The sequence below is a fragment of the Streptomyces sp. R35 genome (assembly GCF_041053035.1).
Taxonomy (GTDB): domain Bacteria; phylum Actinomycetota; class Actinomycetes; order Streptomycetales; family Streptomycetaceae; genus Streptomyces; species Streptomyces lutosisoli.
In genome coordinates this window covers 7,388,074-7,412,073 of record NZ_CP163440.1, presented here as the reverse complement: position 1 = coordinate 7,412,073, position 24,000 = coordinate 7,388,074, and the positions used below count along the sequence as shown (strand labels likewise).

Genomic DNA, 24,000 nt, shown 5'->3' with positions numbered 1-24,000 from the left:
GGGCCGGGCCCTTCGGCGTATCCGGAGGTCACTCACCTTATTTACAGTTAACTTGACTGAACATGACTGCGGCTGTTGAAATTGACCTGTCGGGAAGTCGGTCGAGAAGACAGGACAGCGATGGGGGACGACAGCACAGTCGGCATCATCCTGGCCGGCGGCCGGGGGGAACGGGCGAAGCCCATCACCCTGCAGTCCGCCGACTACATCCGCAGCAAGGCACTCATCCCGTTCGCCGGCAGACCCCTCATCGAGTGGATCGTCGAGACCTGCCGTGACCAGGGCATTCGCTGTTTCTACGTGGTCGCCCAGGGGGCGGAGAACCGCAGCCAGATCAAGCTCGTACTGGGCCACGGCGAGCGGTACGGCGTCGAGATCGACTACTCACGGGCCCGCTTCGACCAGTACAACGTGGGGTCAGGAGCCGCCACGCTGCACAACCTCGAACAGTGGAACCTCACGGGGTCCGCGCTTGTCATGCCGGTTGACTCACTGTTCGACTTCTCGCTCGACGAGCTGCGCGCCACCCATGAAACGGCCGACGCGGTGGTCACGGTGGCCGCCGTCTCCCGCACACCCGAGGAGATCGCGGGGAAGTACGGTGTCATGCGGACCACGGCGGACGGACTGGTGTCCGGCTTCCTGGAGAAGCCCCAACTCGCCTGTATCCACGAGGAGTTCCCCCACACCGGGCCCTCGCACAGACCGCACACCCTGCCCACCAACGCCGGGATGTATCTGATCGACTGCGCGCGGCTGCGGCTCGCCGCCCGCACCCCCGAGCTGATCCGCCTCGCCCAGCAGCGCCTGGACTGGGGCCACGATCTGCTGCCCTGGCTGGCCGGGCACGATCAGCGGGTGGCGGTCGGACCCATCGCGCGCCTGGGCGACCTGGGCAGCATCGGCGACTATCTCGGCACCCTCGGCGAGGCCTTGAACGGCCTGTATCCGTACGTGAACCGCGCGCTGGGCGATCCGCTCAGCGCCGATCCGCGGTACTGGATCCACGAGACGAGCCTGCGGACCAAGGACAGCGCGACCGGCACGACCCTCGCCCAGAAGATCGCCGAGGGCAGCGTCGTCCTCGGCCCCGGAGTGCGCATCGGCCGCCATGCGGAGATCGGCACCGACGTCCACCTCCGGTACACGGACATCGGCGACGGCGTCGATGTCGCCGAGGGCGCGCGGCTCGACCGGACCGTCGTCGGAGACGGCGCCGTCATCGGCCCGTACGCGCGCATCAGCGACTCGTACGTCGGCCCGATGGCCCAGGTGCAGTCGGACCGCCGCACACCCGTCCGGCTCGAACAGCACACGGCCGTCGGTGACGGCGCGTACCTGTGGCCGGGGACCCGGCTCTCCGGGGTCAGCGTCTATCCGCGGCTGCGCGTTCCCGCCCTGTCCAAGGTGCCCACCGGAACACAACTCACCAGCTCGGACGACATCTTGCAGTGGATATGAAGCCCCGTCACTCGTCAGGAGAGTTCCGTGAAGAGTCCGATCGCCGTCATCGGCGGCACCGGCGGAGTCGGCCGGCTCGTCACGCGCAAGCTGATGGCGCGGGGCGAGACCGTCCGCGTCATCGGCCGCGCCACCCTGCGCGCCCGACGTCATCTGCCGCCCCTCGCCCAGTTCTTCCTCGGTGACGTGCGCGAACCCGAGACCCTGCGCACCCCGCTGCACGGCTGTGGGGCGGTCGTCTACGTGATGGAGCCGAGCGCCCTGGAATCCGGGGTGGTCAACACGCTCGACACCCTGCTGAGGGGCGCCGTGTCCGGCGGCCCGCGGTTCGTTCTCGTCAGCCGGCCGGACAGCCCGCCGCACACCCAGGAACGGCCGGCCGGACGCCGTCCGGCCGGCGAGGACGCCGTACGCGCCTCGGGGCTGCCCTACAGCGTCGTACGCCCCGGCCGGCGCACCGAACACGACGTCGCCGAGGCCTGCGTCCAGGCGCTGTTCGGCGGGCCCGGCACACGGCAGCCCGCGCCGGACCGCGCCCTCGCCTGAGGGCAGGCGAGCAGACGGCCGGACGGCCGCACGGATCAGAGAGACCGAAGAGACCAGAGGGACCGGCGCCACCGATCATCCGCACATCAGCGAGGCAAATGACCGGGGATGACACTGCATCCCCGTCATGAGACCGGGGAGAGACCATGACCGAGGCGCCGGACATCACCGCAGGACGCCCGCAGCCGCTGGGCAGCACCGTGGACGCGGACGGCGTCAACTTCTCCGTCTTTTCCGAGCACGCGACACGTGTCGACCTGCTGCTCTTCGACCACTGCGACGACCCCGAGCCCTCCCGGACCATCCAGCTGCACGCGGAGACCCACCGCAGCTTCCACTTCTGGCACTGCCATGTCAGGGGCGTCGGCGCGGGACAGGTCTACGCGTACCGCATGGACGGGCCGCGTGACACGAGCAAGTCGGGCACCCGCTTCGACCACCGCAAGGTCCTGCTCGACCCGTACGCCCGCGCCAACATCAACAGCCGCTGGGAGCGTACGTACGCCATCGGTCTGGAGGACAACGTCGCGCACTCCATGCGCAGTCTGGTCGTCGACCTCGACGACTACGACTGGGAGGGCGACCGGCCGCTGCGGCTCCCGATGGCGGACACCGTGCTGTACGAGCTGCATGTGCGCGGCATGACCGCGTCGCCCACCGCGCGGGTGGCGAGCCCCGGCACGTTCTCCGGGGTGGTCGAGAAGATCCCGTACCTCAAGGAACTCGGCATCACCGCGGTCGAGTTACTGCCCGTCTTCGACTTCGACGAGACGCAGATCCTGCGCACCGGGCCGGACGGCAGCAAGCTGCCCAACTACTGGGGCTACGACCCGTACGGCTTCTTCGCCCCGCACACCGGTTACTGCACCTCGCCCCATCTGAACACGCACATCAGCGAGTTCAGGGACATGGTGAAGGCCTTCCACCAGGCGGGCATCGAAGTCATCCTCGACGTCGTCTTCAACCACACCAGCGAGGGCAACGAGTTCGGCCCGACGATCAGCTTCCGCGGCCAGGCCAATGAGGCGTACTACCACCTGTGGCCGCAGGACCGCAGTCACTACATGGACTTCACGGGCTGCGGCAACGCGGTCAACGCCAACCATCCCTTCGTGGCCAAGTTCATCGTCGAATGCCTGGAGTACTGGGTCACCGAGCACCACGTCGACGGCTTCCGCTTCGACCTCGCCTCGGAGCTCTCCCGCGGCGACAAGGGGTACGAGATGGCCGTGCCGCCCGTCCTGTGGGCGATCGAGCTGTCCAAGGTGCTCGCCGAGACGAAGATCATCGCGGAGCCCTGGGACGGCGGCGGGCTGTACCAGGTGGGCCGCTTCCCCGGGAAGCGCTGGGCGCAGTGGAACGGCCCGTTCCGGGACGACGTACGCCGGTTCGTGCGCGGTGACGCCGGGCTCGTCGGGGAGGTCGCCAAGCGGCTCGGCGGCTCGGAGGACCTCTTCGGGCCGCAGAACGAACTGCCCACCAACAGCATCAACTTCATCACCTGCCACGACGGCTTCACCCTCAACGACCTGGTGTCGTACGAACACAAGCACAACTACGCCAACGGGGAGGCCGAGGCCGACGGCGCGAACGAGAACTTCAGCTGGAACTGCGGAGTGGAGGGCCCCAGCGAGGAGCACGACGTCGAGCGGCTCCGAGTGCGGCAGATCAAGAACCTCATGTCCGTGCTGCTGCTGAGCCGCGGTGTGCCGATGCTGCTGGCCGGCGACGAGTTCCGCAACAGCCAGGGCGGCAACAACAACGCGTACTGCCAGGACAACCCGACGTCCTGGCTGGACTGGGACCAGGCGGAGAAGGAGCAGGAGACCAAGGACTTCACCCGCCGCCTCATCCAGCTGCGCGGGCGCTACCGCACCTTCCGCGAACCGCGGTTCTTCAACGGGCACCTCAACACCCGGGGGCTGCCCGACGTCACCTGGCACGGCACCCGGCTTGAGCAGCCCGGCTGGGAGGACACCAACGCCCGTGTCCTGGCCTGCACGCTCGGCGGGTTCGAGGACGATCCCGATCTGCATCTGATCCTGAACATGTACCACCTGGGCCTGGACTTCGAACTGCCCCGGATCCGTGGCCACCGGTGGCACCGCGTCCTGGACACGGCGCACCGGGGACCGCACGACATCGTGCCCGCCGGCAAGGAGAAGCCGGTCGACGGCCACACGCTGCACGCCCACGGCCGCAGCGTGGTCCTCCTCGCCGCCCTGCCGGAGAAGCCCGAGAAGCCGGAGAAGGCCGACACGAAGGACGCCTCCCGGTGACCGAGGAGGGCGAGGGAGGTGTCAGCCGCCGGAGGCCTACCGTTCCCAGCCGACCTTGGCGAAGTCGATGTCGCCGAGGCCCGGAACCCCGTAGTTGGCGAGGCCCTTGCGCACCGCCATCACCTGGGGGCGCTGATAGAGCTCGATGTCGTGGCCGAGCCGCCAGATCTCGGCGTCGGCCTGGTTGTAGAGCTCGGTGGCACGGGTGCGGTCGAGGGTTCCGGCGGCCTCCTTGAGCAGGCCGTCCAGCTTGGCGTCCGAAACCCGGCCGTAGTTCAGGAAGGCCTGCTCGCCCTTCGGCTGCTGGTAGATCGACACCGTCGACCCGGGATAGGTGAGTCCGGTGAAGCGGAAGATCACCATGTCGAAGTTGCCCTTGAACACGTACTTCGAGGCGTAGTCGTTGGCCGGCACCTTGGTGATGTCCACGGCGACGCCGGCCTGGGCGAGCATCTGCTGGATGAGCTGGGCGAGGTCCAGGCCGAGGCGGTTGGTGGCGTTGCTCAGCACGAACCGCAGCCGCAGCTCCTTGCCGTCCTTGACCCGCGGCTTGTCGCCCTGGCTCTTCCAGCCCGCCCGGTCCAGCAGGCGCCGTGCCTCGTCCAGGTCGTACGTCCCCCACGGCGAGGAGTGGTCGACGTACCCGGGCTGGTTGGTCATGAAGATGTGGTTGCCGAGCAGCGGGACGCCGACGGGCAGCCCCTCGGCGGCGACCTGCGCCAACGCCTCGCGTTTCACGGCTCGTTGGACCGCGTGCCGGACGTCGATGTCCGCCAGGGGACCGCCCACCCCGTTGAGGGAGACATGGACATCGTCCCAGGCGGAACCGGTCCTGATCTCGCTGTCCTTGGCGTCCTTCAGCTTCGCGTAGTCCTCCGTCGTGGCCGCGTTGACCGCGTCGATCTCGCCGTTGAGGTACGCCTGCTGGGCGGCGTCGGGCAGCAGCGTACGGAAGATCACCTTGTCGAGTCGCGGCGGGGTGCCCCACCATCCGGGGTCGGGCACGGCGGTGACGGTCTGCGCCGTGCGGTCGATCGACTCGATCTTGAAGGGGCCCGCGGTGACGGGGACCCGGTTGATCCAGCCCTTGTTGAACCGGTCCGGAGTCGCGGTGGCCGAGGCCGGGAAGAGCGGGGTGAACAGCCGCTGCCAGTCGGCGTACGGGGTGCTGAAGACGACCTTCACCTCGTGCGCGTCCGCGCCCTGGCGTACGTCCTTGATCCGGTCGTATCCGGACGGGTCCGCGATGCCGAACCGGTCGTCGCCTCGTCCGAGCGCCTGCCACTGCGCCGCGAAGTCCCTTACGGAGAGCGGCTTTCCGTCCGACCAGTGCGCCTTCGGGTTCAGGCGGTAGGTGACGGTCTGCGGGGAGGTGGAGGAGAGTTCGGCCGAGGTGACGTAGTCCGGGTCGGCCTGCGGGACACCCTTCGCGTCCAGCCGGAAGAGGACGGGTTCCACCAGGCCGTCGATCTGCTCGACCTGGTCGATGGCGCCGTCGGTCTGGTTGAAGTTGTACTGGGTGGCCCACTGCGGGTTCGCGAGGGTGAGGGTGCCGCCCTGCTTCAGCTGGTTCACGGGGTGGGAGTTGATGTCCTGGGAGCCGTACTCGACGGCCTTCGTGGGGGTTCCCCCGTCCGGGTGTGCGCCGCCGGACGACGTACATCCGGAGACCAGCGCCAGCATCACGAGACCGGACGCGACCCAGGACCGCCGCAAACGCGCCACACCAGCTCCCTGATTGACAGTGCGTCAACTAACCGAACTGATCTCCGATTTACGTGCCGAGACCATAGCATTGGCGTGCGTCACGCCGATGAACCGACGACCTTCCTGAGCCATGAGGAGTCACATGGTCAGGCGCCTGTCCCAGCGTCTCATCCACTGCGCGATCCTGCTGTTGGTCTCCACCCTTCTCTCGTACCTCGTCAGCTCCACCGCCCTCAGTCCGCGCGCCTATTTCCAGGACCGTCAACCGCGTCCGCCGGCGGCCTCCGTCGACCGAGAACTCACCACGCTGGGACTCGACGACCGCACGCCCGTCGTCGACCGGTTCGCGCACTGGTCCTGGCGGGTCCTCCACGGCGACCTGGGACGCACCATCGACGGCGAGTCGGTCAACGCCGAGTTCGGCCGGCGGGTGGGGGTCTCGGCACGGCTGCTGCTCGTCGGCACACTCGTCGGAACCGGTCTCGGCGTCCTCGCGGGGGTCTGGGCCGCCGTGCGCCGGGGCCGGCTCCCGGACCGGGCGCTGACCGTCTTCTGCTTCCTCGTCCTGTCCGTGCCCACCTTCGTGCTGGCGCTGCTGTGCAAGGACAGCGCCCTCCAGCTCAACCAGGCGGTGGGGCACACGGTCATCCGCTACACCGGCGAGCGCACCCCCGGCCACACCGGCGGTCTGCTGTCCCAACTCCGGGACAGGGCCTCCCATTTGGTGCTCCCGGCGACCACCGTCGCCCTCGGTTCCGTCGCCTCCTACAGCCGCTACCAGCGCGGCGCGACCCTCGATGTCCTCGGCTCCGACCATCTGCGGACGGCCCAGGCCAAGGGGCTCACCCCGGGGCGCGCGCTGCTGCGGCACGGACTGCGGACCTCGCTCATCCCGATGACCACGTTCTTCTCGTTCGGGTTCCTGACCCTGTTCACCGGCTCGGTCTTCGCCGAGCAGATCTTCGGCTGGCCCGGCATGGGCAGCTGGTTCATGGACGCGGCGCAGAAGGGCGACGTCAACTCGGTGGTGGCGGTCAACCTGTTCGCCGCCGTGACGGTGCTGCTCGCCGGCCTGATCGCCGATCTCCTGCTCGTCGTGCTCGACCCGAGGGTGCGGCGCGGGTGATGCAGGGGCTGCGCGGGCTGGCCCGCTCACCACGCGCCCTCACGGGGGCGGTGCTGATCCTGGCCCTCTTCCTGCTGGCCTTCGTCGGCCCGCACCTCACCCCGTGGAGCCACACCGACGTCGACTACACCGCGCTGCGCGGCGCACCGGACGCCCGGCACTGGTTCGGCACCAACCGGATCGGCCAGGACGTCTTCGCGCAGACGGTGCGCGGGCTGCAGAAGTCACTGCTCATCGGGCTCTTCGTCGCCCTGTTCAGTACGGGGCTCGCCGCCGCGGTCGGCACCTGCGCGGGCTACTTCGGCGGCTGGACGGACCGGCTCCTGATGTTCCTGGTAGACCTGCTCCTCGTGCTCCCCGGCTTCCTGGTCCTGGTCGTCGTCGCGCCGTCGCTGCGCGGGGCGGGCTGGATGGCGTACGTGGGACTGCTCGCCGCCCTCGGCTGGATGCTCACCGCGCGGGCGGTGCGGGCCATGACGCTCTCCCTCAAGGAACGTCCGTACGTCACCGCCGCCCGCCACATGGGAGTCGGACCCTTCCTGATCATCCGACGCCATCTCCTCCCCCACATGGCGTCGTTCCTCATCACCCACGCCACGATCGCGGTGGCCGGCGCGGTGATCAGCGAGACCGGTCTGTCGTACTTCGGCTTCGGGGTGCAGCCGCCGGACGTGTCCCTGGGCACGCTCATCGCCGACAGTACGGATGTGGCGCTCACCTATCCGTGGATGTTCTTCTTCCCCACCGGGCTGCTGCTCTGCTTCGTCCTCGCCGTGAACCTGGTCGGCGAGGCGCTGCGCGACGCGCTCGACCCGGTGGCCGTCCGGGCGGAGCTGCGCGTATGACCGGGAGCGCGATCCTCGAAGTACGGGACCTGCACGTGTCGTTCCAGGGCGGCCGACGGACCGCGCCCCTCCCCGTCGTACGCGGCGTGGACCTCACCCTGCGCGCGGGCGAGGTCCTCGGGCTCGTCGGGGAGTCGGGAGCGGGCAAGTCCGTCACCGCACTCTCCGTGCTCGGGCTGCCGCCGCCCGGCGCGGTGGTCAGCGGCTCGGTCCGGCTGCTCGGCACCGAGCTGGTGGGGCTGCCCGCGCGGGAGCTCGCGCGGCAGCGCGGGCGCCGGATCGCCATGGTCTTCCAGGATCCGCTCACCGCCTTCACTCCGGTCCGGCGGATCGGGGACCAGATCGGCGAGGCGCTGCGCATCCACCAACGGCCGCGCCCGGGACGGGAGCCGGCACGCCGGCGCGCCGTCGAGCTCCTGGAGAGCGTGGGGGTGCCCGAGCCGGACCGCGCCGCGCGCGCGTACCCGCACGAACTCTCCGGCGGCCTGCGCCAACGGGCCATGATCGCCATGGCCATCGCCAACCGCCCCGACGTCATCGTCGCCGACGAGCCCACCAGCGCCCTCGACGTCACCGTGCAGGCGCAGGTCCTCGACGCGCTCAAAACGGCCCGCAAGGCGACCGGCGCCGCGCTCCTCCTGGTCAGCCACGACCTGGGCGTGATCGCGGGAACGGCCGACCGGGTCGCGGTCATGTACGCCGGCCGCATCGTCGAGTCGGCCCCGGTGGACGAGCTCTTCGCCCACCCCCGGATGCCGTACACCCTGGGCCTGATCGGCTCGGTACCGAGACTCGACGGCGTCGGCACACTCACGCCGGTCCCCGGCACCCCGCCCGCCCCTGGCAGGACGGGCCCGGGCTGCTCCTTCGCACCGCGCTGCCCGCTGGCGGACGAGGAGTGCGAGCGGGGGGAGCCCCGGTTGATCGAGCTGGGTGAGGGCGGCTCGGAAACCCTGGCCGCCGCCTACGGAGGCGACCGTGACGCGGAGCCGGCCCCCGGCAACGGCAACGGCAACGGCAACGGCAACGGCAACGGCAAGCATGACTCCGGAGACGGACCCCCATCCGCGCCCCGCAAGGCTCCAGCCTCAGCCCCGGCGCCCGTACCGACGCCGACGAGCGTAAGCAATCGCCCCGCAGGAAGGTCCCGGCCCCAACTCCCCTCCCCCCAAGCCCATGTGGCCGCCTGCCTCCACTCCGACGCCCTCGCGAAATACACCGCGGCCGAGTTGTTCCCCGCGTCCGCGCAGGCCGGGCGACCCGGGCGTACGGCGGCCGGGGCGGAGCCGGTCCTGCGGATCACAGGTCTCGCCAAGAGCTATCCGCTCCCCCGCCGGTCGGCCGTACGGCCGCGGGGGTGGCGCTCCGCGGACGACGACGCGCCGCACGCCGTCGAGCGGGCGGATCTCGACATCCGCCGGGGCGAGACGGTCGGGCTGGTCGGGGAGTCCGGGGCCGGCAAGTCCACGATCCTGGCGCAGGTGATCGCGCTCGCGGCGCCCGAGGCGGGCCGGATCGAGGTACTCGGCCGCGACACGGCCACCCTGGGCCGGGCCGAGATCCGGAGGCTGCGCGGTCGCGTGCAGCTCGTCCTGCAGGACCCCATGGCCAGCCTGGATCCGCGGATGACGGTGGGCGCCATCATCGCCGAACCGCTCCAGGCCCAGCGGGCCGCCAAGGAGCACATCGACGCGCGTATACCGGAGTTGCTCCGCCAGGTGGGGCTCGACCCCGCCGCCGCCCGGCGCCATCCGCCCGAGTTCTCCGGCGGCCAGCGGCAGCGCATCGCCATCGCCCGTGCGCTGGCCGTCGAGCCGGACCTGCTGCTCCTGGACGAGCCGGTCTCCGCGCTCGACGTCTCCGTGCAGGCGGGGATCCTCGACCTGCTGCGCCGCCTCAAGCGGGAGCTCGGCCCGGCCTGCCTCTTCGTCTCGCACGATCTCGCGGTGGTCCGGCAGATCGCCGACCGGATGGTGGTGATGTACGGCGGCCGCACGGTCGAGTCGGGGGACGTCACGGAGGTCTTCAGCAGGCCCCGGCACCCCTACACCAAGGCCCTGTTGTCGGCGGTGCCACTGCCCGACCCCCGCGCGGAGCGCACCCGCGAGCGGATCATCCTGCCCGGGGATCCGCCGGGCGCGGGCCGCCGCACCACCGGCTGCAGATTCCGTACGCGCTGCCCGGTGTACCAGGCGTCGGGCCCGCGGGCGCGTGAGCTGTGCGAGCAGGAGACGCCCGAGCCGCTCGGCGCGACCGCGTCCAACCCACATGTGGCGGCGTGCCACTTCCCGTACGAGGACGACGAAGTGCCCCTCCGACGCCCGCGGGCTTCGAAGGGGCACTCCCTGTTCACCGACCGGTTCACCGATCCGTCCAGCAATCGGTCCTGCGGCCGGTCCCGTGACCTGGAGCCCTGATCAGCGAGCGGTCAGGACGTCCGTCCGAGGCATCAGGACATGCCTCGGACGTGACCGGGGTGGAACACCTCGTCCCGTACGGTGCGCAGTTCCTCGACAAGAGTGGCTGCGCACGACTCCCGTACCGGCACAGTCACCTGCCATCACCAGGTCGACACCGAGGAACTTCAACGCCCCGTCGGCGTAGGCGAGTTCCTTCGGCGTGGCGAGAATATCGACCAGGCCTTTTCGCACGTCTTCAGCAGCAAACACCAGGACCATTTTCCGAGGCGGATGGCGTCACGGAAGCAGGTTGGCTGGTCGGCCCGGATGAAGCTACGGCAAGGCCGGTGGCAAGTACCCCACCAACGAAAGCCAAGGCCGCGATGAGCAGAAAGATCCGTCCCTTCATTACTTCACCTTTCGAGTCCCGCGGTGAATTGACTTCACGAGTCAAGTTTACATTACTCAATCAGTCAAGTCTTGTTTTGGTAAAGGAAGATCTTGCCTTTGAAATCGGAATATCGACATCCACTTCGAAGGTGAACCCCGGGTCCAGACGGGAGAGATGGGGATTAATTGCTTCGCGTTAACCGGAAGGCCGTGGGTTGACTCTTTGACATCGACCAGTCAAGCTGGTAACTTAGGTTTGTAATCTGGACTGTCATGAGTGCGGAAGGAGTCCAGGTGGAGCACACCGAGGCGGACGCCCCCACAGGTCTTGGCGATCGGATAAGGGCACTCCGCGCGAGGCACGGGCTGAAGCAGCAGGACCTGGCCTCGCAGGACGTATCGATCAGCTACATCTCCTTGATCGAATCGGGGAAGCGCACCCCGTCGGAGTCGGTGCTCTCCACCATCGCCAACAAACTCGGATCTTCCGTGGAATATCTCCGCACGGGACGCGACGCGCACGAGCTGGGCGAGACCCACATCAAGGTGGCGTTCGGCGAGATGGCGCTGCGCAACGGCGCCAACGGAGAAGCCCTCCAGACCTTCAGCGAGGTCCTGGCCCATCGCGCGGCCCTGGACACCTCGATGATCCGCCGCGCCCTCGTCGGGCAGGCCACCGCACTGGAGAAGCTGGGCCGGCTGGAAGCCGCGATCCCGATCCTCGAGGACCTGTTCCGCGAGCCCTCGCTCGCCGCCGGCTCGGACGACTGGTGCCGCATCGCCGTCGCCCTGTGCCGCTGCTACCGGAACTCCGGCGACATCACGGTCAGCATCGAGATCGGCGAGCGGGCCTTGGCCGAACTCGACTCGCTCGGACTCGATGTGACGATGGATCACATCCAGCTCGGCTCCTCGCTGATGGCCTCCTACTACATGCGGGGCGACCTCACCCGGGCCCATCTGCTCGGTGAACGCCTCATCCCGGCCTCCGAAGCCGAGGGCTCGTACGCCGCACGGGGCGCCGTCTACTGGAACGCGGGGCTCGTCGCCAACTCCCGCGGCAAGCTGCCCGAGGCACTCGCCCTGGTGGAGCGGGCCCTGGCCATGATGGCCGAGGGCGACAACCAGCGCCATGTCGCCCAGCTCAAGATGAACTTCGGGTACCTGCTGCTGCAGAGCGACCTCCCCGACCCGGACCGGGCCAAGGAGCTGCTCGAAGCCGCCCAGCAGTCCCTGGCCGAGGTCGGCAACGCCGACGATCTCGCCCGGTGCGAGATCTCCCTCGCCGATGCGGAGAAGGCTCTCGGCCACTGGGACGAGGCGGTGGCCCACGCGGAGCGCGCGCTGGGGCTGCTCGGCACGGAGCCCCGGGTGCTGTCCACGTCCGCGCGGGCGACGCTCGCCGAGATCTACTTCCTCAAACAGGAACCGGACCGCGCACTGAAGTACCTGAAGGCAGCAGCCCGCCAGCTGCGGCACTTCCCTCCGTCCCATGAGGCCACCCTCAACTGGCGCTACATCGGCGATCTGTGGCAGCGCCACGGCAACGACATCCATGAAGCGCTCAAGGCCTACGACATGGCGCTCTCCTCGGCCGGGGTGGCCCGCACCGCCCATCTCCAGGCCACCCTCGCCGACGACCGCCGATAGGTCCATCCCCTCACCGGCACGGCACATCTCACGCTTCCTCCCGCGTGGCCGCCTCTCCGCCCTCAAGGGAGCAGGGCCGCAGCCAGCACACCCCCAGCGGCGGCAGCGTGAGCGCCGCACTCCAGGCCTGCCCGTGCCAGGCCGTAGCCTCCGCCCGGACGACGCCGCCGTTGCGTACGTCGCTGCCGCCGTACGCGGCGGCGTCGCTGTTGAGTACCTCCCGCCAGGCACCGCCCTCCGGCAGCCCGACGCGGTACCCGGTGCGGACGACCGGCGAGAAGTTGCAGACGACCACCAGCGGGCGCCCGTCGGCGTCGTAGCGCACGAACGACAGGACGTTGGCCTCGGCGTGGGAGCCGTCGATCCAGGCGAAGCCGGCCGGCGAGGTGTCGAGTTCCCACAGGGCCGGGGTCCCGGCGTAGATCCGGTTGAGGTCACGCACCAGGGAACGGATGCCCCGGTGGTCGTGGTGCCCCGGCCAGCCCTCGTCCAGTACCCACCACTGCGGTCCCGCGTCATGGTCGAACTCCGCGCCCTGCCCGAACTCCTGTCCCATAAAGAGGAGTTGTTTTCCGGGGTGGGCCCACATGAATGCCAGGCACGCGCGTAGATTCGCCCTCCGCTGCCACCAGTCCCCCGGCATTTTGGCCACCATGGCTCGTTTGCCGTGCACGACTTCGTCGTGGGAGAGCGGGAGCAGATAGTTCTCGCTGTACGCATAGACCATGGCGAACGTCATGTCGTCGTGGTGATAGGCGCGGTGCACCGGGTCGCGTTCCAGATAGTCGAGCGTGTCGTGCATCCAGCCGAGGTTCCACTTCAGGTCGAAGCCGAGTCCGCCGAATCCATCGGGGCCGACCTCGAAAGTGGGCCGGGTCACACCCGGCCATGCGGTGGACTCCTCGGCGATGGTGAGCGCGCCCGGCACCCTGCGGCGGACGGTGTCGGTCAGCTCCTGGAGGAAGGCGACAGCGGCCAGGTTCTCCCTGCCACCTCGCTCGTTGGGGCTCCAGCCCCCCTCGGGGCGGGAGTAGTCGAGGTAGAGCATGGAGGCCACCGCGTCCACCCGCAGCGCGTCGATGTGGAACTCGGAACACCAGTAGACGGCATTGGCCACCAAGAAATTACGGACCTCTCGGCGACCGTAGTCGAATTCCAGGGTCCCCCAGTCCGGATGATGTGCGCGACGCGGGTCGCCGGGTTCGTAAAGGTGCTCTCCGTCGAAGCGGGCGAGCGCGAATTCGTCGCGTGGGAAATGCGCGGGAACCCAGTCGGCGATCACACCGATACCGGCGGCGTGCAGGGAATCGACCAGATACCGGAAGTCGTCGGGATCCCCCATCCTGGCAGTGGGGGCATAGAACCCGGAGACCTGATATCCCCAGGAGCCGCCGAAAGGATGCTCCATCACCGGCATGAACTCCACGTGGGTGAATCCCAAGTCGCTCACATAGCCCGGGAGTTCTCCGGCGAGCTGCCGGTAGGACAGGCCCGGGCGCCACGACGGCAGGTGCACCTCGTACACGGACATCGGGCTCGCCCGGCAGTGCCGGCCGCCACGGTGCGCCATCCACTCCGTGTCCGTCCACTCGTACGCCGAGGTGTGGACGACGGACGCGGTGGCGGGCGGGCACTCGGCGGCGCGGGCCAGCGGGTCGGCCTTCTGGACCAGCTGCCCCGCCCGGGTGCGGATCTCGTACTTGTACCGGGTGCCGGCGCCGACCCCGGGCACGAACAGCTCCCAGATCCCGCTGGACCCGAGCGAGCGCATCGGGTGCGCGACGCCGTTCCAGCCGTTGAAGTCGCCGATGACACGCACCCCTTGGGCGTGCGGCGCCCAGACGGCGAAGGCGGTGCCCGTGCTGCCGTCCAGAGTCCGGACGTGTGCGCCGAGGACCCGCCACAGCTCCTCGTGGCGGCCCTCCGAGATCAGGTGCAGGTCCAGTTCGCCGAGAGTGGGCAGGAACCGGTAGCCGTCGTCGTGCTCCTCCTGCCGCTCCCCGTACGTCACGAGCAGCCGGTACCCGGTCACCTTCCCGCCCAGCAGCGCTCCGGTGAACAACCCGCCCGACTGGTGGGCCAGTTCGACCCGCACGCCCTCGTCCGTGACCACCGTGACGGCCCTGGCGAGGGGCCGGAGCACGCGCACGACGACGCCGGAGCCGTCCGCCGCCGCGTGCGCCCCGAGGACCGCGTGCGGGGCGTGGTGGGCCCCGGCGAGCAGCCTCTCCAGCTCGGCGTCGGCCAGCCGGGCGTCCGGAAGTCCGGGGCGCACGAGGGTTTGAGCGTGCCGTGTCTGCAGCAACGGTGGGGTCCTCTCCGGGTAGTTGGTTGTCTGCGGGCCGGTGGGGGCTGGTCGCGCAGTTCCCCGCGCCCCTAGAAGCGGGGCTGCGCCCCGCAATCCCCCGCCCGCCCCGGGTTCTTTTAGGGGCGCGGGGAACTGGGGGCGCAGCCCCCAGGGATGGGACGGGTAGGGGCGGCGGGGGCGAAGAAGCCACCCACCTCAGCCCCGCACCGCCGCCAGCCGATGCACAGCCCCGAGCGGGATGCTCAGCCAGTCCGGCCGGTGCCGGGCCTCGTACACGGCCTCGTACACCGCCTTGTCCGCCTCGAACGCCCGCATCGGCACCGGATGACACCACGGATCGGCACCCCCGGCCTCGGCGTAACCGGCAATGAACGCACGCCGGTTGCGCACCGTCCAGGCGTCCGCACGCCGGATGTGCCGCAGCCGGAGCCCGGGAGCCGGCTCGACGGACCGGCGTACGGCGGCAAGCCCGGCCCGCGCGGCGTAGTCGAAGGAGCGCAGCATGCCCGCGACATCCCGCAGGACGTGCTGGGGAGCGGCGCGCTCGGCAGCGGAGCGCTCCGGCTCCCCCTCGAAGTCGATCAGCCGCCAGCCGTCCGCCGTAGGCAGCGCCTGCCCGAGGTGCAGATCGCCATGGACGCGCTGCGCGAAGACGGGGCAGCCGCGTCCGGCGTGGCGTGCGTAGTCGTCGTAGAGCGCGCTGATCCTGGAGCGGTAGCGGTCGAGGGCGGGCACCTCGTCGACGGCCAGGCTGAGGCGGCGGTTCATGAGCCGGGCCTCCTCGGCGGCCTCCCCCGGTGTGACCCGGGTCCGCGGGAAGGCGTCGGCGAGCACGGTGTGCACCTCGGCGACGGCCTGGCCGAGGGCGCGTGCCCGCACGGTGAAGCCGCCGATGGCGGGGACGGTGGTGCCGGTTCCTTCGACGCAGTCGCCGACCTGTCGTACGGCGGTCTCCCAGCCGTCCGCCTCGACGGGCAGGAACTCCTCGAAGAGGCCCAGCACCAGGCCCTCGCCGCCGGGGGCGTCGGTGTACAGCGTCCCGTGCAGCGCGGGTGTGCGGGTGCAGTGCCGCTCGGTGAGGGCGCGCAGGGCCTCCACCTCCAGGTGAGGTCCTGGCTCGGGGCGCCGGTAGATCTTGAACAGCAGCCGGTCGCCGTACACCACCGCGCTGTTGCTCTGGTCGGCGGTCAGCAGGCGGGGGACGAGACCGACGGGCAGCGGGTGCGGAGAGGTCGGTTCCAGACGAGGTCCGCCCCGTGGCTCCCGCGCGGCCAGGGAGCGCAGCAGCACCCCCATCAGCGCGGGGTCCTCCGTCGCCTCGTACACCGTCCAGCCCTGCCAGCGTCCCTCCGGCACGGTGGCGATGGCCGCGCCCGCGAGCCGCTCCGGCAGCTCGGGGCACAGCCCGAGGAGCAGCTGGTAGAGCTGCTCGGCGCCGTTCCGGTGCCGGGTGCGGAGCACCGCGTGGACCAGGACGGGCGCGTCGTCGTGGACGACCGAGACCACGACGGGCCGTATGCCGTCCAGAGGGCCGCCCGCGTCGCCGTACCAGCGGCGGGTGCGCAGCCAGGGGGTCAGTACCGGCAGCAGCGGTTCGAGCACGGGTTCCGCGACGGCGACAGTCATGACGCCTCCCGGGGCCCGAGCGGAACCAGCAGGTGCGCGGGCGCCACCCCGGGTTCCAGCCGTACGTAGGTGTGGCGGCCCCAGGTGTGGATCTCGCCGGTGAGTTCGTCGCGCACCTTCAGCGAGCCGTCCTCGGGCAGGCCGAGCGCGGCCAGGTCGAAGGTGACCGTGGTCTCGCCGGTGTGGTGCGGGTCGAGGTTGACGACGGCGAGGACCGTGTCGGCGGAACCGTCCGGCCGTACCAACTGCTTGGAATAGGCGAGCACTTGGCCGTGGTCGGTGTGGTGGAAGCGCAGGTTGCGCAGTTCCTGGAGGGCGGGGTGGGCGCGGCGCAGCTGGTTGAGGCGGGTGATCAGCGGGGCGATGCTGGTGCCCGCTGCCTCGGCCGCCGCCCAGTCGCGCGGGCGGAGTTCGTACTTCTCGGAGTGCCGGTAGTCCTCGGTGCCCGCCGCCAGGGCCTCGTTCTCGCACAGTTCGTACCCGGCGTAGATCCCCCAGGTGGGCGCGAGGGTCGCGGCGAGCACGGCCCGGGTCTCGAAGGCGGGCCTGCCGCCGTCCTGGAGGTAGCCGTGCAGGATGTCCGGGGTGTTGACGAAGAGGTTGGGGCGCAGGAAGTCGGCGCTGCCCAGGGCGAGTTCGCTCGCGTACTCGGTCAGCTCCCGTTTGTCGTTCTTCCAGGTGAAGTAGGTGTACGACTGCTGGAAGCCGGCCTGGGCGAGGGCGTGCACCATGGCGCGGCGGGTGAACGCCTCGGCCAGGAACACCACATCGGGGTCGGTCAGGCCGATGTCGCCGATGACCCGCTCCCAGAAGGAGACCGGCTTGGTGTGCGGGTTGTCGACGCGGAAGATGCGTACGCCCTGGTCCATCCAGTGGCGCAGCAGCCGCAGCGTTTCCTCGACCAGGCCTTCGAAGTCCGTCTCGAAGGAAAGGGGATGGATGTCCTCGTACTTCTTCGGCGGGTTCTCGGCGGTGGCGAGTGTGCCGTCCGCGCGCCGGGTGAACCACTCGGGGTGCCCGGCCGTCCAGGGGTGGTCGGGCGAGCACTGCAACGCGAAGTCGAGGGCGACTTCCAGGCCCAGTTCCCCCGCCCTGGCGACGAACCGGCGGAAGTCGTCCAGCGTGCCGAGGTCCGGGTGCACGGCGTCGTGCCCGCCCTCGGCCGAGCCGATGGCCCAGGGCGAGCCCACGTCGTGGGGCCCGGCGGTGAGCGTGTTGTCCGGGCCCTTGCGGTGGGTGTGCCCGATGGGGTGCACCGGTGGCAGGTACACCACGTCGAACCCCATCTCCGCGAGGGCGGGCAGCCGTCGCGCGGCCGTCTCGAAGGTGCCGCTGACGGGCGGCTCACCGGGCCGGAGCACCGCGCCCTCCGAGCGCGGGAACATCTCGTACCAGGAGCCGACGAGCGCCCGCCGCCGCTCGACGAGCAGGGGCAACGGCCGGGAGACGGTGACCAGTTCACGCAGTGGATGGCGTTCCAGCGCGGCGACCACCGCACGTCCGGTGGTCGCTTCGAGCCGGCGCAGGGAGGGGCTCGCTTCGTCGCGGAGCGCCCCGGCCACTGCCGTCACCGCCTCCCGGCGGTCCTTGTCCGGGATGCCGAGGGCGGCCCGCTCGTGCAGCAGGGCCCCCTCCGCGAGCGTCAGCTCGACATCGACCCCGGCGGGAATCCTCAGGTGCGCGTCGCGGCGCCAGGTGGCGACCGGGTCGGCCCAGGCCTCGACGGTGTACGTCCACAGCCCCGGGCGGCCGGGGCCGACGACGACCGTGGCCTCCCAGCGGTCGGCGTCGGCGTCGACGAGGGCCATCGGTGTCCAGGGGCCCCGCCGTCCGGCCGCGTCGTACAGGACCACGTTGGCGCCGACCTCCCCGGCGCCCTCGCGGAAGACGACGGCGCTGATGGTGAGGGTCTCGCCGCGCACCGCCTTGGCGGGCACCGCGCCGCCGCGCACCTGGGGGCGGACGTCCCTGATGGGGATGCGCTCCTCGGTCGTCGGGTGGGCCCGCGACGGCACGACGGCGGTCATGACCGGCTCCTCACCGGTGCGCGGGGTCCTGGGACCGCCGGCCTCTCCTTGTCCGCGATGAGGTCGATGATGGTGCGGGCGAACAGATGGCAGTGCTGGCCGGTGCGCGCGGTGACCAGGTCGTCATGGACGACGACGTCCTCATCCACGTACTCGCCGCCCATGTTGCGCAGATCGCCGAGCAGGTTGTTGTGGACCACCGCGCGCCGTCCGCGCACCAGGGAGGGCAGCGGCGCGGTCAGCCACATGCCGTGGCAGATGATGCCCTTGACGATGGCCGGGTCCTGGAAGGCGCGGCGCAGGAACGCCGACGCGGGCGGCAGTTCGGCGGGGTCCTCGGTGTAGCGGAGCCGGTCGGAGACCATCCCCGAGGGAACGATCACGGCGGAGAACTCCTTGAGGGCGAACTCGTCGATGTCCTCGAAGGACTCGGAGACTTCGAAGGGCATCCGGTGCTCGTGCCCCTGGAAGGTCATGGAGTCCTGGCCCCAGAGCCGGGACAGGAAGTGGACCTCGGCGCCCTCCTCCGGGAAGCGGAACTGGTAGTAGAGAATCTCGGGCTCGTAGAAGTCGCTCTCCATCAGGACAGCGATCTTGTGGCCGGAAAGCCGCACGGCTATTCCCTCCCCCTGCCGGTGACCAGGTCGATCAGGAACGGACCCTCGGTGCTCAGCGCCTCGGCGACCGCGGCCTGAACCTGGTCGGGCTTCTCGACGCGCACGGCGGGTACGCCGAGCGAGCGGGCGAGGCCGACGAAGTCGATGGCGGGCCGCGAGAGGTCGAAGATCTCCGGCTGCTCGTGGGCGGCGATCGCCTGCGACTTCCAGTACTCCTCGATGTTGAGTTCGAGGAGCTTGTAGCTGCTGTTGTTGCAGATCACGAACTTGGCGCCGATGCCGTGCCGGGCCGCCGTCCACAGCGCCTGGATGGTGTACATGGACCCGCCGTCGCCGGTGAAGCCCACGACCGTACGGCCTGGGAACGCGAGCTGGGCGCCGAGCGCGCCGGGGATGCCGACGCCCAGGGAGCCGCCGCGTGTCTGGAACCAGTGGCCGGGGCGGTTCGGCGGCAGATGCCGTGAGACGTCGGGCGAGGCGGTGAGTGCCTCGTCGAACACCACGGCGTCCTCGGGGAGTTGGCGTGCCAGCTCCCGCAGGAAGGCCGTGGTCGGCAGGGCGTTCGGGGCGGTCGTCGCCTCGTCCACCTGCCTGGCCTCCTCGATCTCCCGCGCCCGTTCGACGGACCTGCGCCGCAGCCACTCGAACGCGCGGACCCGGCTCTCCTCACTCATCCGCGCCTGAAGTGCCGCGGTGAGCCCGGCGAGTGCCCGGCGGGGATCGGCCACCAGGCCCAGGTCGACGGGGAAGTTCTTGGCGATCGCGTCGCTGTCCAGGTCGATGTGGACGACCGGGGTGCCCTCGGCGAAGACGCCGTCGAGGACCGGATAGACCTCGGGCAGCGCGTACGTCCCCACGATGAGCACGGCGTCGGCCGCCCCGGTGACGCGTCGGCTGGACTCGCCGAACATATGGCCCAACTGACCCGCGTAGGCGGGGTGTTCGGCCGGCAGATTGACCTCTGCCCAGTCCGCGCCCCACACCTCGGCGCCCCACACCTCCGCCAGTCGCCCAAGCTCCTCCGCGGCCTGGGCGAAGTGGACACCGTCGCCGGCGACGACGATCGGGTGCTCGGCACCGGCGAGGAGTTCCGCCGCCCGGTCGAGGGCCGCCGCGTCGGGCGTGCTCCGCGTGACGGGGTACGACGTCGGCACGGCCGCCTCGGCGGTGTCCCGGTCCATCACATCGGCGGGCAGCACCACCAGGACGGGGCCGTACGGGGGTGTGCCCGCCACCTTGAACGCACGGCGCAGGATCCGCAGGGTGGACTCCGGGTCCACCACCCGGGTGGCCCACTTGGTGACCGGCTCCGCCATGCCGACCAGGTCGGCGGCCATCTGCGCCTGCATGGCCTCGTAGCGCAGACCCGACTCGCCGGCGAGCACGACCAGCGGGGCATGGCCGCGCATGGCCTGGTAGAGCATGCCGATGCCGTTGCCGAGGCCGACTCCGGTGTGCAGCTGGCAGACGGTGGGCGTGCGGGTGGCCCGCGCATGGCCGTCCGCCATGCCGACGGCCGTGGCCTCCTGCAGCGCGAGGACGTATTCGAGCTCGGGGAAGTTGCGCAACTCGTCGAGAAAGCCCTGCTCGACCGTGCCGGGGTTGCCGAACATGTACCGGACCCCGTCGGCCCGCAGCTGTTCCAGGATCGCGACCCGCGCGGGCCTGCTGACCATGATGCGTCCACCTCTCGATGTGAACTTCGGTGCGGTGTACGTCAGTTGGCGTGCACGACAGTTGGCGTGCATGTCATTGGCGCGCGCGTCAGTCGGCGGCCCGGAAGCCCCACTGCCGCAGGCCGTTCTCCAGCACCTCGACGACCTTCTCGCCGGTGAGGTAGGAGTCGGGGGTCGAACGCCCGGTGATGAACGGGTAGTCGACGATGACCGACGTCGTCTTCCCGAAGTTGCCGTGGAAGGCGCCGTCAGGGCCTGTCGCGTCCCGCAGGATGTACTCCAGCGGGTACGGCGGCGGGCCGATCACGAAGTCGGTGCCCATGAAGCCGGTGCCGTCCTTGTAGTCGTACTCGATGCAGTGCCCGGTGACGTGCTTGCCGCGGATGATGGAGACGCGGTCCTCCTGGTCACGGGCGAAGGCCAGCGCGGTCACCCCGTAGCACTCGGCGGCGATCGGCAGGTCGAGCGCGCGGAAGGCGAGGATCAGGTCGTGCACCCGCCAGTTGTTGGCGAGGTCCACGATCGGGCCGCTGCCGCCGACGATGAGCAGCGCGTCGTAGCGGCTCGCGATCTGCTCGCGGATCTGCTCCAGGCGGGTGTTGTACGCCTCCCAGTCGCGCAGGAAGTACGGCTTGCTGCGGTAGGGCCGGTCGGGCAGCCAGGACGACAGGTCGAGCGGGTCGTCGAGGCGGGCCGAGGTGTCGATCGCCCGGACCTTGTCGGCCATCTCGGGCGTCGTGACCGAGCGGCCGAGGGGCGGGTCGATGTAGTCGGGGTCCATGCTCGGCGGCAGGGCCACGGGACGCTTTCCGGTCGGCGTGGCGAAGCTGACGTGATACCCGGCCTTGTCGAAGGTCTCCAGAGGGCCGATCAACTCTTCGCCCCAGTACCCGTATTCGGACAGGACGACGAGGATGCGCTTGCTCATGGGGATGTCCTCTCGTTCGGTTCGGTCCGCGAACCGTCGAACTCATGTCTACGTTCTGGGAGTTCGAAGCGACCAGGAGTGCATGAGGTGATGGGCCCATATCGGCAAGTGGCCGGAAACACTTCCGTAAATAGGCCATTTGCCCCGCGCGCCGACGAGCCGGACGGGGGCGTACGGCGGCCGGAGCGCGGTTCGGGCGAAGGTCAGCCTGTGTGCGCGCCGACTTGGCGAGGTACGCCCGCCGTTGTGCGGGAGCCCGCTCCGGGCGGCGCCCGCGGCCAAGGATGAAGTCGACTGTGTGCCGACCGAAAGGATCCCCAGCCATGCCCGACACCCCGAGCGCGCACCTGAGCCCCCGCGAGGTTCTGGCCGCCTACCACCAGGCGATCGTCGAGGCGGACCCGGACGCCGTCGCCGAGCTGTACGCGGTCGACGCCGTCCACGAGTTCCCGTTCCTGTTCCCCGGAGTCACCGACTACCACGGCCGCGAAGAGGTCCGGGCCGGCTACCGGGCCGCCTGGGAGCAGAGCCCCGCGCGGACGGAGAAGGTCGTCGAGGTCGCCGTCCACGAGGGCCGGGACCCCGAACTCCTCACCGCGGAGCGGCTCTTCGAGGGGACGATCTCCACGACGGGGAAGACCTTTTCCGTGCCGAGCATCCTGGTCCTGCGGGTCCGGCACGGCCTGATCGTCCACGCGCGCGACTACATGGACGGCCTCGGCACGGCCAAGGCCATGGGCGCCCTGGAGTGGGTGGTGAGCGCCCTGGAGTCGGGCGACGAGTAGGCAGCCCCCGCAGGGAAACGTCCGCACCGGGCGGAACACCGTGGTGTTCCGCCCGGTGCGGACGTATGGACGTGTCTCGTGGACGGGCTAGGAGGTGGCCCCCGTGGCGTGCGGCTCGTCCAGCGAGGGCTCGATGACCTCACGCACGGGCGCGCTCTGCGCGGCGGCGGAAGAGCCGGCTGCCGATCCGGCCGTGGCCGGTCGCGTACGCGTCGCCAGCCAGCCGACGACCGCGCCCAGGGCGATCAGCGCGGCGGCCACGAGGAAGCCCAGCCGGAAGCCGGCGGTGAGCGCGGAGTCGTCCACCGGGCCGTCGGCGATCCGGTTGGTCCGCCAGGTCGCCACGGAGGCGAGGATGGCGAGACCCAGGGCACCACCGATCTGCTGGCACATGTTGATCATGCCGCCGGCGATACCGGAGCGCTCCGGCTCGACACCCGAGACGGACGACACCACGAGCGCCGTGAAGGCGAACCCGCTGCCGACCGCGAGCAGGAGTCCCGGCCCGAGGATGCTCTTGAGGAACGATCCGTCCGTCGACAGCTGCGCGAACCACAGGAAGGACGCGGCGGTCAGGCCGAGACCGATGACCAGGACGGTGAAGATGTGCATCCGCCCCATCAGCCGGCCGACGACCACCTGGGAGGTGATCACCTGGCCCACCGCGATGGGCAAGAAGCACAGACCGGCGGCGATCGGACCGTAGTTCAGCACCCGTTGCACATAGATCGTGACGAAGAAGGTCATCGCCACCGCGCCCGCGGAGAACATCAGCATGATGACGTTCGCGGCGGTGAGCCCGCGCACCTTGAAGATGCTGAAGTCGACGACGGGTTCGGGCACGTTGAGCTCGGTGATCACGAAGACGGTGAGCAGCACCGCGGCGGCGGCCAGCGCGATACCGGCGCGCCCGTCCCAGCCGTGCTCGCCGATCCGCACGAATCCGTAGATCAGCGCCGACAGGCCGGCGGTCACGGTGATCGCGCCCAGCGCGTCGAAGTGACGTACGTCGCCGGTGCGTTCGGTCTCGGTGAGCAGCCGTACGCCGACCAGCGCGGCGCCCAGCGTGAGGGGCACGTTGATCCAGAAGACCCACTCCCAGCCCAGGGCGTCGGTGATCACACCGCCGAGCACCACGCCGGTCGCACCACCGGCGGCGGCGACGGCACCCCACAGGCCCATCGCCCTGTTGCGCTCCCGGTCCTCCGGGAAGGTCACGACGACCAGGGAGAGGGCCGCGGGCGACATCAGCGCACCGCCCAGGCCCTGCGCCGCGCGCGCCGCGATGAGCTGGGTGCTGGTGTCCGACATTCCGCAGGCGAAGGAGGCGAGGCCGAACAGGGTCAGGCCCGCCAGGAAGATCCTCTTGCGGCCGAACAGGTCGGCCGCCCGCCCGCCCAGGAGCAGGAAGCCGCCGAATGTCAGCATGTAGGCGTCGACAACCCACTGCAGACCGTCCTGGGTGAACCCCAGCGGGGCTTGCATCGACGGCAGTGCGATGTTGACGACGCTGATGTCCAGGATTACCACGAACTGCGCTATGGCCAGCAGGGTGAAGACACCCCAGCGCCGGTCGATTACCGATTTCACGGCTGTCATACGCTCCTCGAATTCTGAACTCTGCCCGGTG

The 24,000-nt window shown here is 70.1% G+C and carries 16 protein-coding genes; 8 read left to right on the top strand and 8 right to left on the bottom strand.

Annotation, left to right across the window (positions count from 1 at the left end):
* The first annotated feature begins 120 nt into the window (after nucleotides 1-120).
* The 3 genes from AB5J50_RS33675 to glgX all read left to right on the top strand — a co-directional run bounded on the left by AB5J50_RS33675 (nucleotide 121) and on the right by glgX (nucleotide 4,286).
* Nucleotides 121-1,461: a sugar phosphate nucleotidyltransferase gene (locus AB5J50_RS33675; RefSeq protein WP_369262077.1), complete on the top strand. Its 1,341-nt coding sequence runs from the start codon at nucleotides 121-123 to the stop codon at nucleotides 1,459-1,461.
* Nucleotides 1,462-1,488: 27 nt separating this feature from the next.
* On the top strand, nucleotides 1,489-2,007 hold the full coding sequence (locus AB5J50_RS33670) for an SDR family oxidoreductase (RefSeq protein ID WP_369262075.1): 519 nt from the start codon (nucleotides 1,489-1,491) through the stop codon (nucleotides 2,005-2,007).
* A gap of 146 nt (nucleotides 2,008-2,153) precedes the next feature.
* A complete protein-coding gene (glgX, locus tag AB5J50_RS33665) occupies nucleotides 2,154-4,286 on the top strand; it encodes a glycogen debranching protein GlgX (RefSeq protein ID WP_369262073.1) in 2,133 nt (710 codons plus the stop codon).
* A gap of 36 nt (nucleotides 4,287-4,322) precedes the next feature.
* On the opposite strand, the gene AB5J50_RS33660 is transcribed toward glgX, so the two are convergent.
* The gene (locus tag AB5J50_RS33660; protein ID WP_369262071.1) at nucleotides 4,323-6,011 is read right to left on the bottom strand and encodes an ABC transporter family substrate-binding protein; all 1,689 of its coding nucleotides are present in this window, start codon (nucleotides 6,009-6,011) and stop codon (nucleotides 4,323-4,325) included.
* 124 nt (nucleotides 6,012-6,135) lie between these two features.
* Between AB5J50_RS33660 and AB5J50_RS33655 the strand changes: the two genes are divergently transcribed.
* The 4 genes from AB5J50_RS33655 (at nucleotide 6,136) to AB5J50_RS33640 (ending at nucleotide 12,403) form a co-directional block, all read left to right on the top strand.
* A complete protein-coding gene (locus tag AB5J50_RS33655) occupies nucleotides 6,136-7,119 on the top strand; it encodes an ABC transporter permease (RefSeq protein WP_369262070.1) in 984 nt (327 codons plus the stop codon).
* Nucleotides 7,119-7,964, top strand: a complete 846-nt coding sequence (locus AB5J50_RS33650; protein WP_369262068.1) for an ABC transporter permease — start codon at nucleotides 7,119-7,121, stop codon at nucleotides 7,962-7,964. Before AB5J50_RS33655 ends, AB5J50_RS33650 begins: the two co-directional genes overlap by 1 nt.
* On the top strand, nucleotides 7,961-10,381 hold the full coding sequence (locus AB5J50_RS33645; RefSeq protein WP_369262066.1) for a dipeptide ABC transporter ATP-binding protein: 2,421 nt from the start codon (nucleotides 7,961-7,963) through the stop codon (nucleotides 10,379-10,381). The genes AB5J50_RS33650 and AB5J50_RS33645 overlap by 4 nt, the downstream gene beginning before the upstream one ends.
* Before the next feature lie 645 nt (nucleotides 10,382-11,026).
* Nucleotides 11,027-12,403 (top strand): helix-turn-helix domain-containing protein, encoded by a 1,377-nt coding sequence (locus tag AB5J50_RS33640; RefSeq protein WP_327431675.1) that lies wholly within the window; start codon nucleotides 11,027-11,029, stop codon nucleotides 12,401-12,403.
* Between the two features lie 28 nt (nucleotides 12,404-12,431).
* On the opposite strand, the gene glgB is transcribed toward AB5J50_RS33640, so the two are convergent.
* The 6 genes from glgB to AB5J50_RS33610 all read right to left on the bottom strand — a co-directional run bounded on the left by glgB (nucleotide 12,432) and on the right by AB5J50_RS33610 (nucleotide 21,585).
* A complete protein-coding gene (gene glgB / locus AB5J50_RS33635; RefSeq protein WP_369262064.1) occupies nucleotides 12,432-14,678 on the bottom strand; it encodes a 1,4-alpha-glucan branching protein GlgB in 2,247 nt (748 codons plus the stop codon).
* Nucleotides 14,679-14,906: 228 nt separating this feature from the next.
* Nucleotides 14,907-16,337 carry a hypothetical protein gene (locus AB5J50_RS33630; protein ID WP_369262062.1) on the bottom strand — a complete coding sequence of 477 codons (1,431 nt, stop codon included), beginning with the start codon at nucleotides 16,335-16,337 and terminating at the stop codon, nucleotides 14,907-14,909.
* Nucleotides 16,334-18,364 (bottom strand): maltotransferase domain-containing protein, encoded by a 2,031-nt coding sequence (locus AB5J50_RS33625; RefSeq protein ID WP_369262060.1) that lies wholly within the window; start codon nucleotides 18,362-18,364, stop codon nucleotides 16,334-16,336. Before AB5J50_RS33625 ends, AB5J50_RS33630 begins: the two co-directional genes overlap by 4 nt.
* Nucleotides 18,361-18,978 (bottom strand): DJ-1/PfpI family protein, encoded by a 618-nt coding sequence (locus tag AB5J50_RS33620; protein WP_327431672.1) that lies wholly within the window; start codon nucleotides 18,976-18,978, stop codon nucleotides 18,361-18,363. Before AB5J50_RS33620 ends, AB5J50_RS33625 begins: the two co-directional genes overlap by 4 nt.
* A 2-nt stretch (nucleotides 18,979-18,980) precedes the next feature.
* The gene (locus AB5J50_RS33615) at nucleotides 18,981-20,657 is read right to left on the bottom strand and encodes a thiamine pyrophosphate-binding protein (RefSeq protein ID WP_369262059.1); all 1,677 of its coding nucleotides are present in this window, start codon (nucleotides 20,655-20,657) and stop codon (nucleotides 18,981-18,983) included.
* Between the two features lie 88 nt (nucleotides 20,658-20,745).
* Complete coding sequence (locus tag AB5J50_RS33610) at nucleotides 20,746-21,585, bottom strand: type 1 glutamine amidotransferase domain-containing protein (protein ID WP_369262057.1); 840 nt, start codon at nucleotides 21,583-21,585, stop codon at nucleotides 20,746-20,748.
* A 323-nt stretch (nucleotides 21,586-21,908) separates the two neighbouring features.
* Here AB5J50_RS33610 and AB5J50_RS33605 point away from each other — a divergent pair, with 323 nt between their 5' ends.
* On the top strand, nucleotides 21,909-22,370 hold the full coding sequence (locus AB5J50_RS33605) for a nuclear transport factor 2 family protein (RefSeq protein WP_330307259.1): 462 nt from the start codon (nucleotides 21,909-21,911) through the stop codon (nucleotides 22,368-22,370).
* A gap of 87 nt (nucleotides 22,371-22,457) precedes the next feature.
* Here AB5J50_RS33605 and AB5J50_RS33600 read toward each other — a convergent pair whose 3' ends face one another.
* Entirely contained in the window at nucleotides 22,458-23,960 is a 1,503-nt protein-coding gene (locus AB5J50_RS33600; RefSeq protein WP_369262054.1) for an MFS transporter, read from the bottom strand.
* Nucleotides 23,961-24,000 lie beyond the last annotated feature (40 nt).

Excerpts from the sequence above, each read along its gene's own strand:
- AB5J50_RS33675 (WP_369262077.1), top strand. The coding sequence starts at position 121 with ATGGGGGACGACAGCACAGTCGGCATCATCCTGGCCGGCGGCCGGGGG.
- glgX (WP_369262073.1), top strand. The coding sequence starts at position 2,154 with ATGACCGAGGCGCCGGACATCACCGCAGGACGCCCGCAGCCGCTGGGC.
- AB5J50_RS33655 (WP_369262070.1), top strand. The coding sequence starts at position 6,136 with ATGGTCAGGCGCCTGTCCCAGCGTCTCATCCACTGCGCGATCCTGCTG.
- AB5J50_RS33650 (WP_369262068.1), top strand. The coding sequence starts at position 7,119 with ATGCAGGGGCTGCGCGGGCTGGCCCGCTCACCACGCGCCCTCACGGGG.
- AB5J50_RS33645 (WP_369262066.1), top strand. The coding sequence starts at position 7,961 with ATGACCGGGAGCGCGATCCTCGAAGTACGGGACCTGCACGTGTCGTTC.
- AB5J50_RS33640 (WP_327431675.1), top strand. The coding sequence starts at position 11,027 with ATGAGTGCGGAAGGAGTCCAGGTGGAGCACACCGAGGCGGACGCCCCC.
- AB5J50_RS33630 (WP_369262062.1), bottom strand. The coding sequence starts at position 16,337 with ATGACTGTCGCCGTCGCGGAACCCGTGCTCGAACCGCTGCTGCCGGTA.
- AB5J50_RS33625 (WP_369262060.1), bottom strand. The coding sequence starts at position 18,364 with ATGACCGCCGTCGTGCCGTCGCGGGCCCACCCGACGACCGAGGAGCGC.
- AB5J50_RS33615 (WP_369262059.1), bottom strand. The coding sequence starts at position 20,657 with ATGGTCAGCAGGCCCGCGCGGGTCGCGATCCTGGAACAGCTGCGGGCC.
- AB5J50_RS33610 (WP_369262057.1), bottom strand. The coding sequence starts at position 21,585 with ATGAGCAAGCGCATCCTCGTCGTCCTGTCCGAATACGGGTACTGGGGC.
- AB5J50_RS33605 (WP_330307259.1), top strand. The coding sequence starts at position 21,909 with ATGCCCGACACCCCGAGCGCGCACCTGAGCCCCCGCGAGGTTCTGGCC.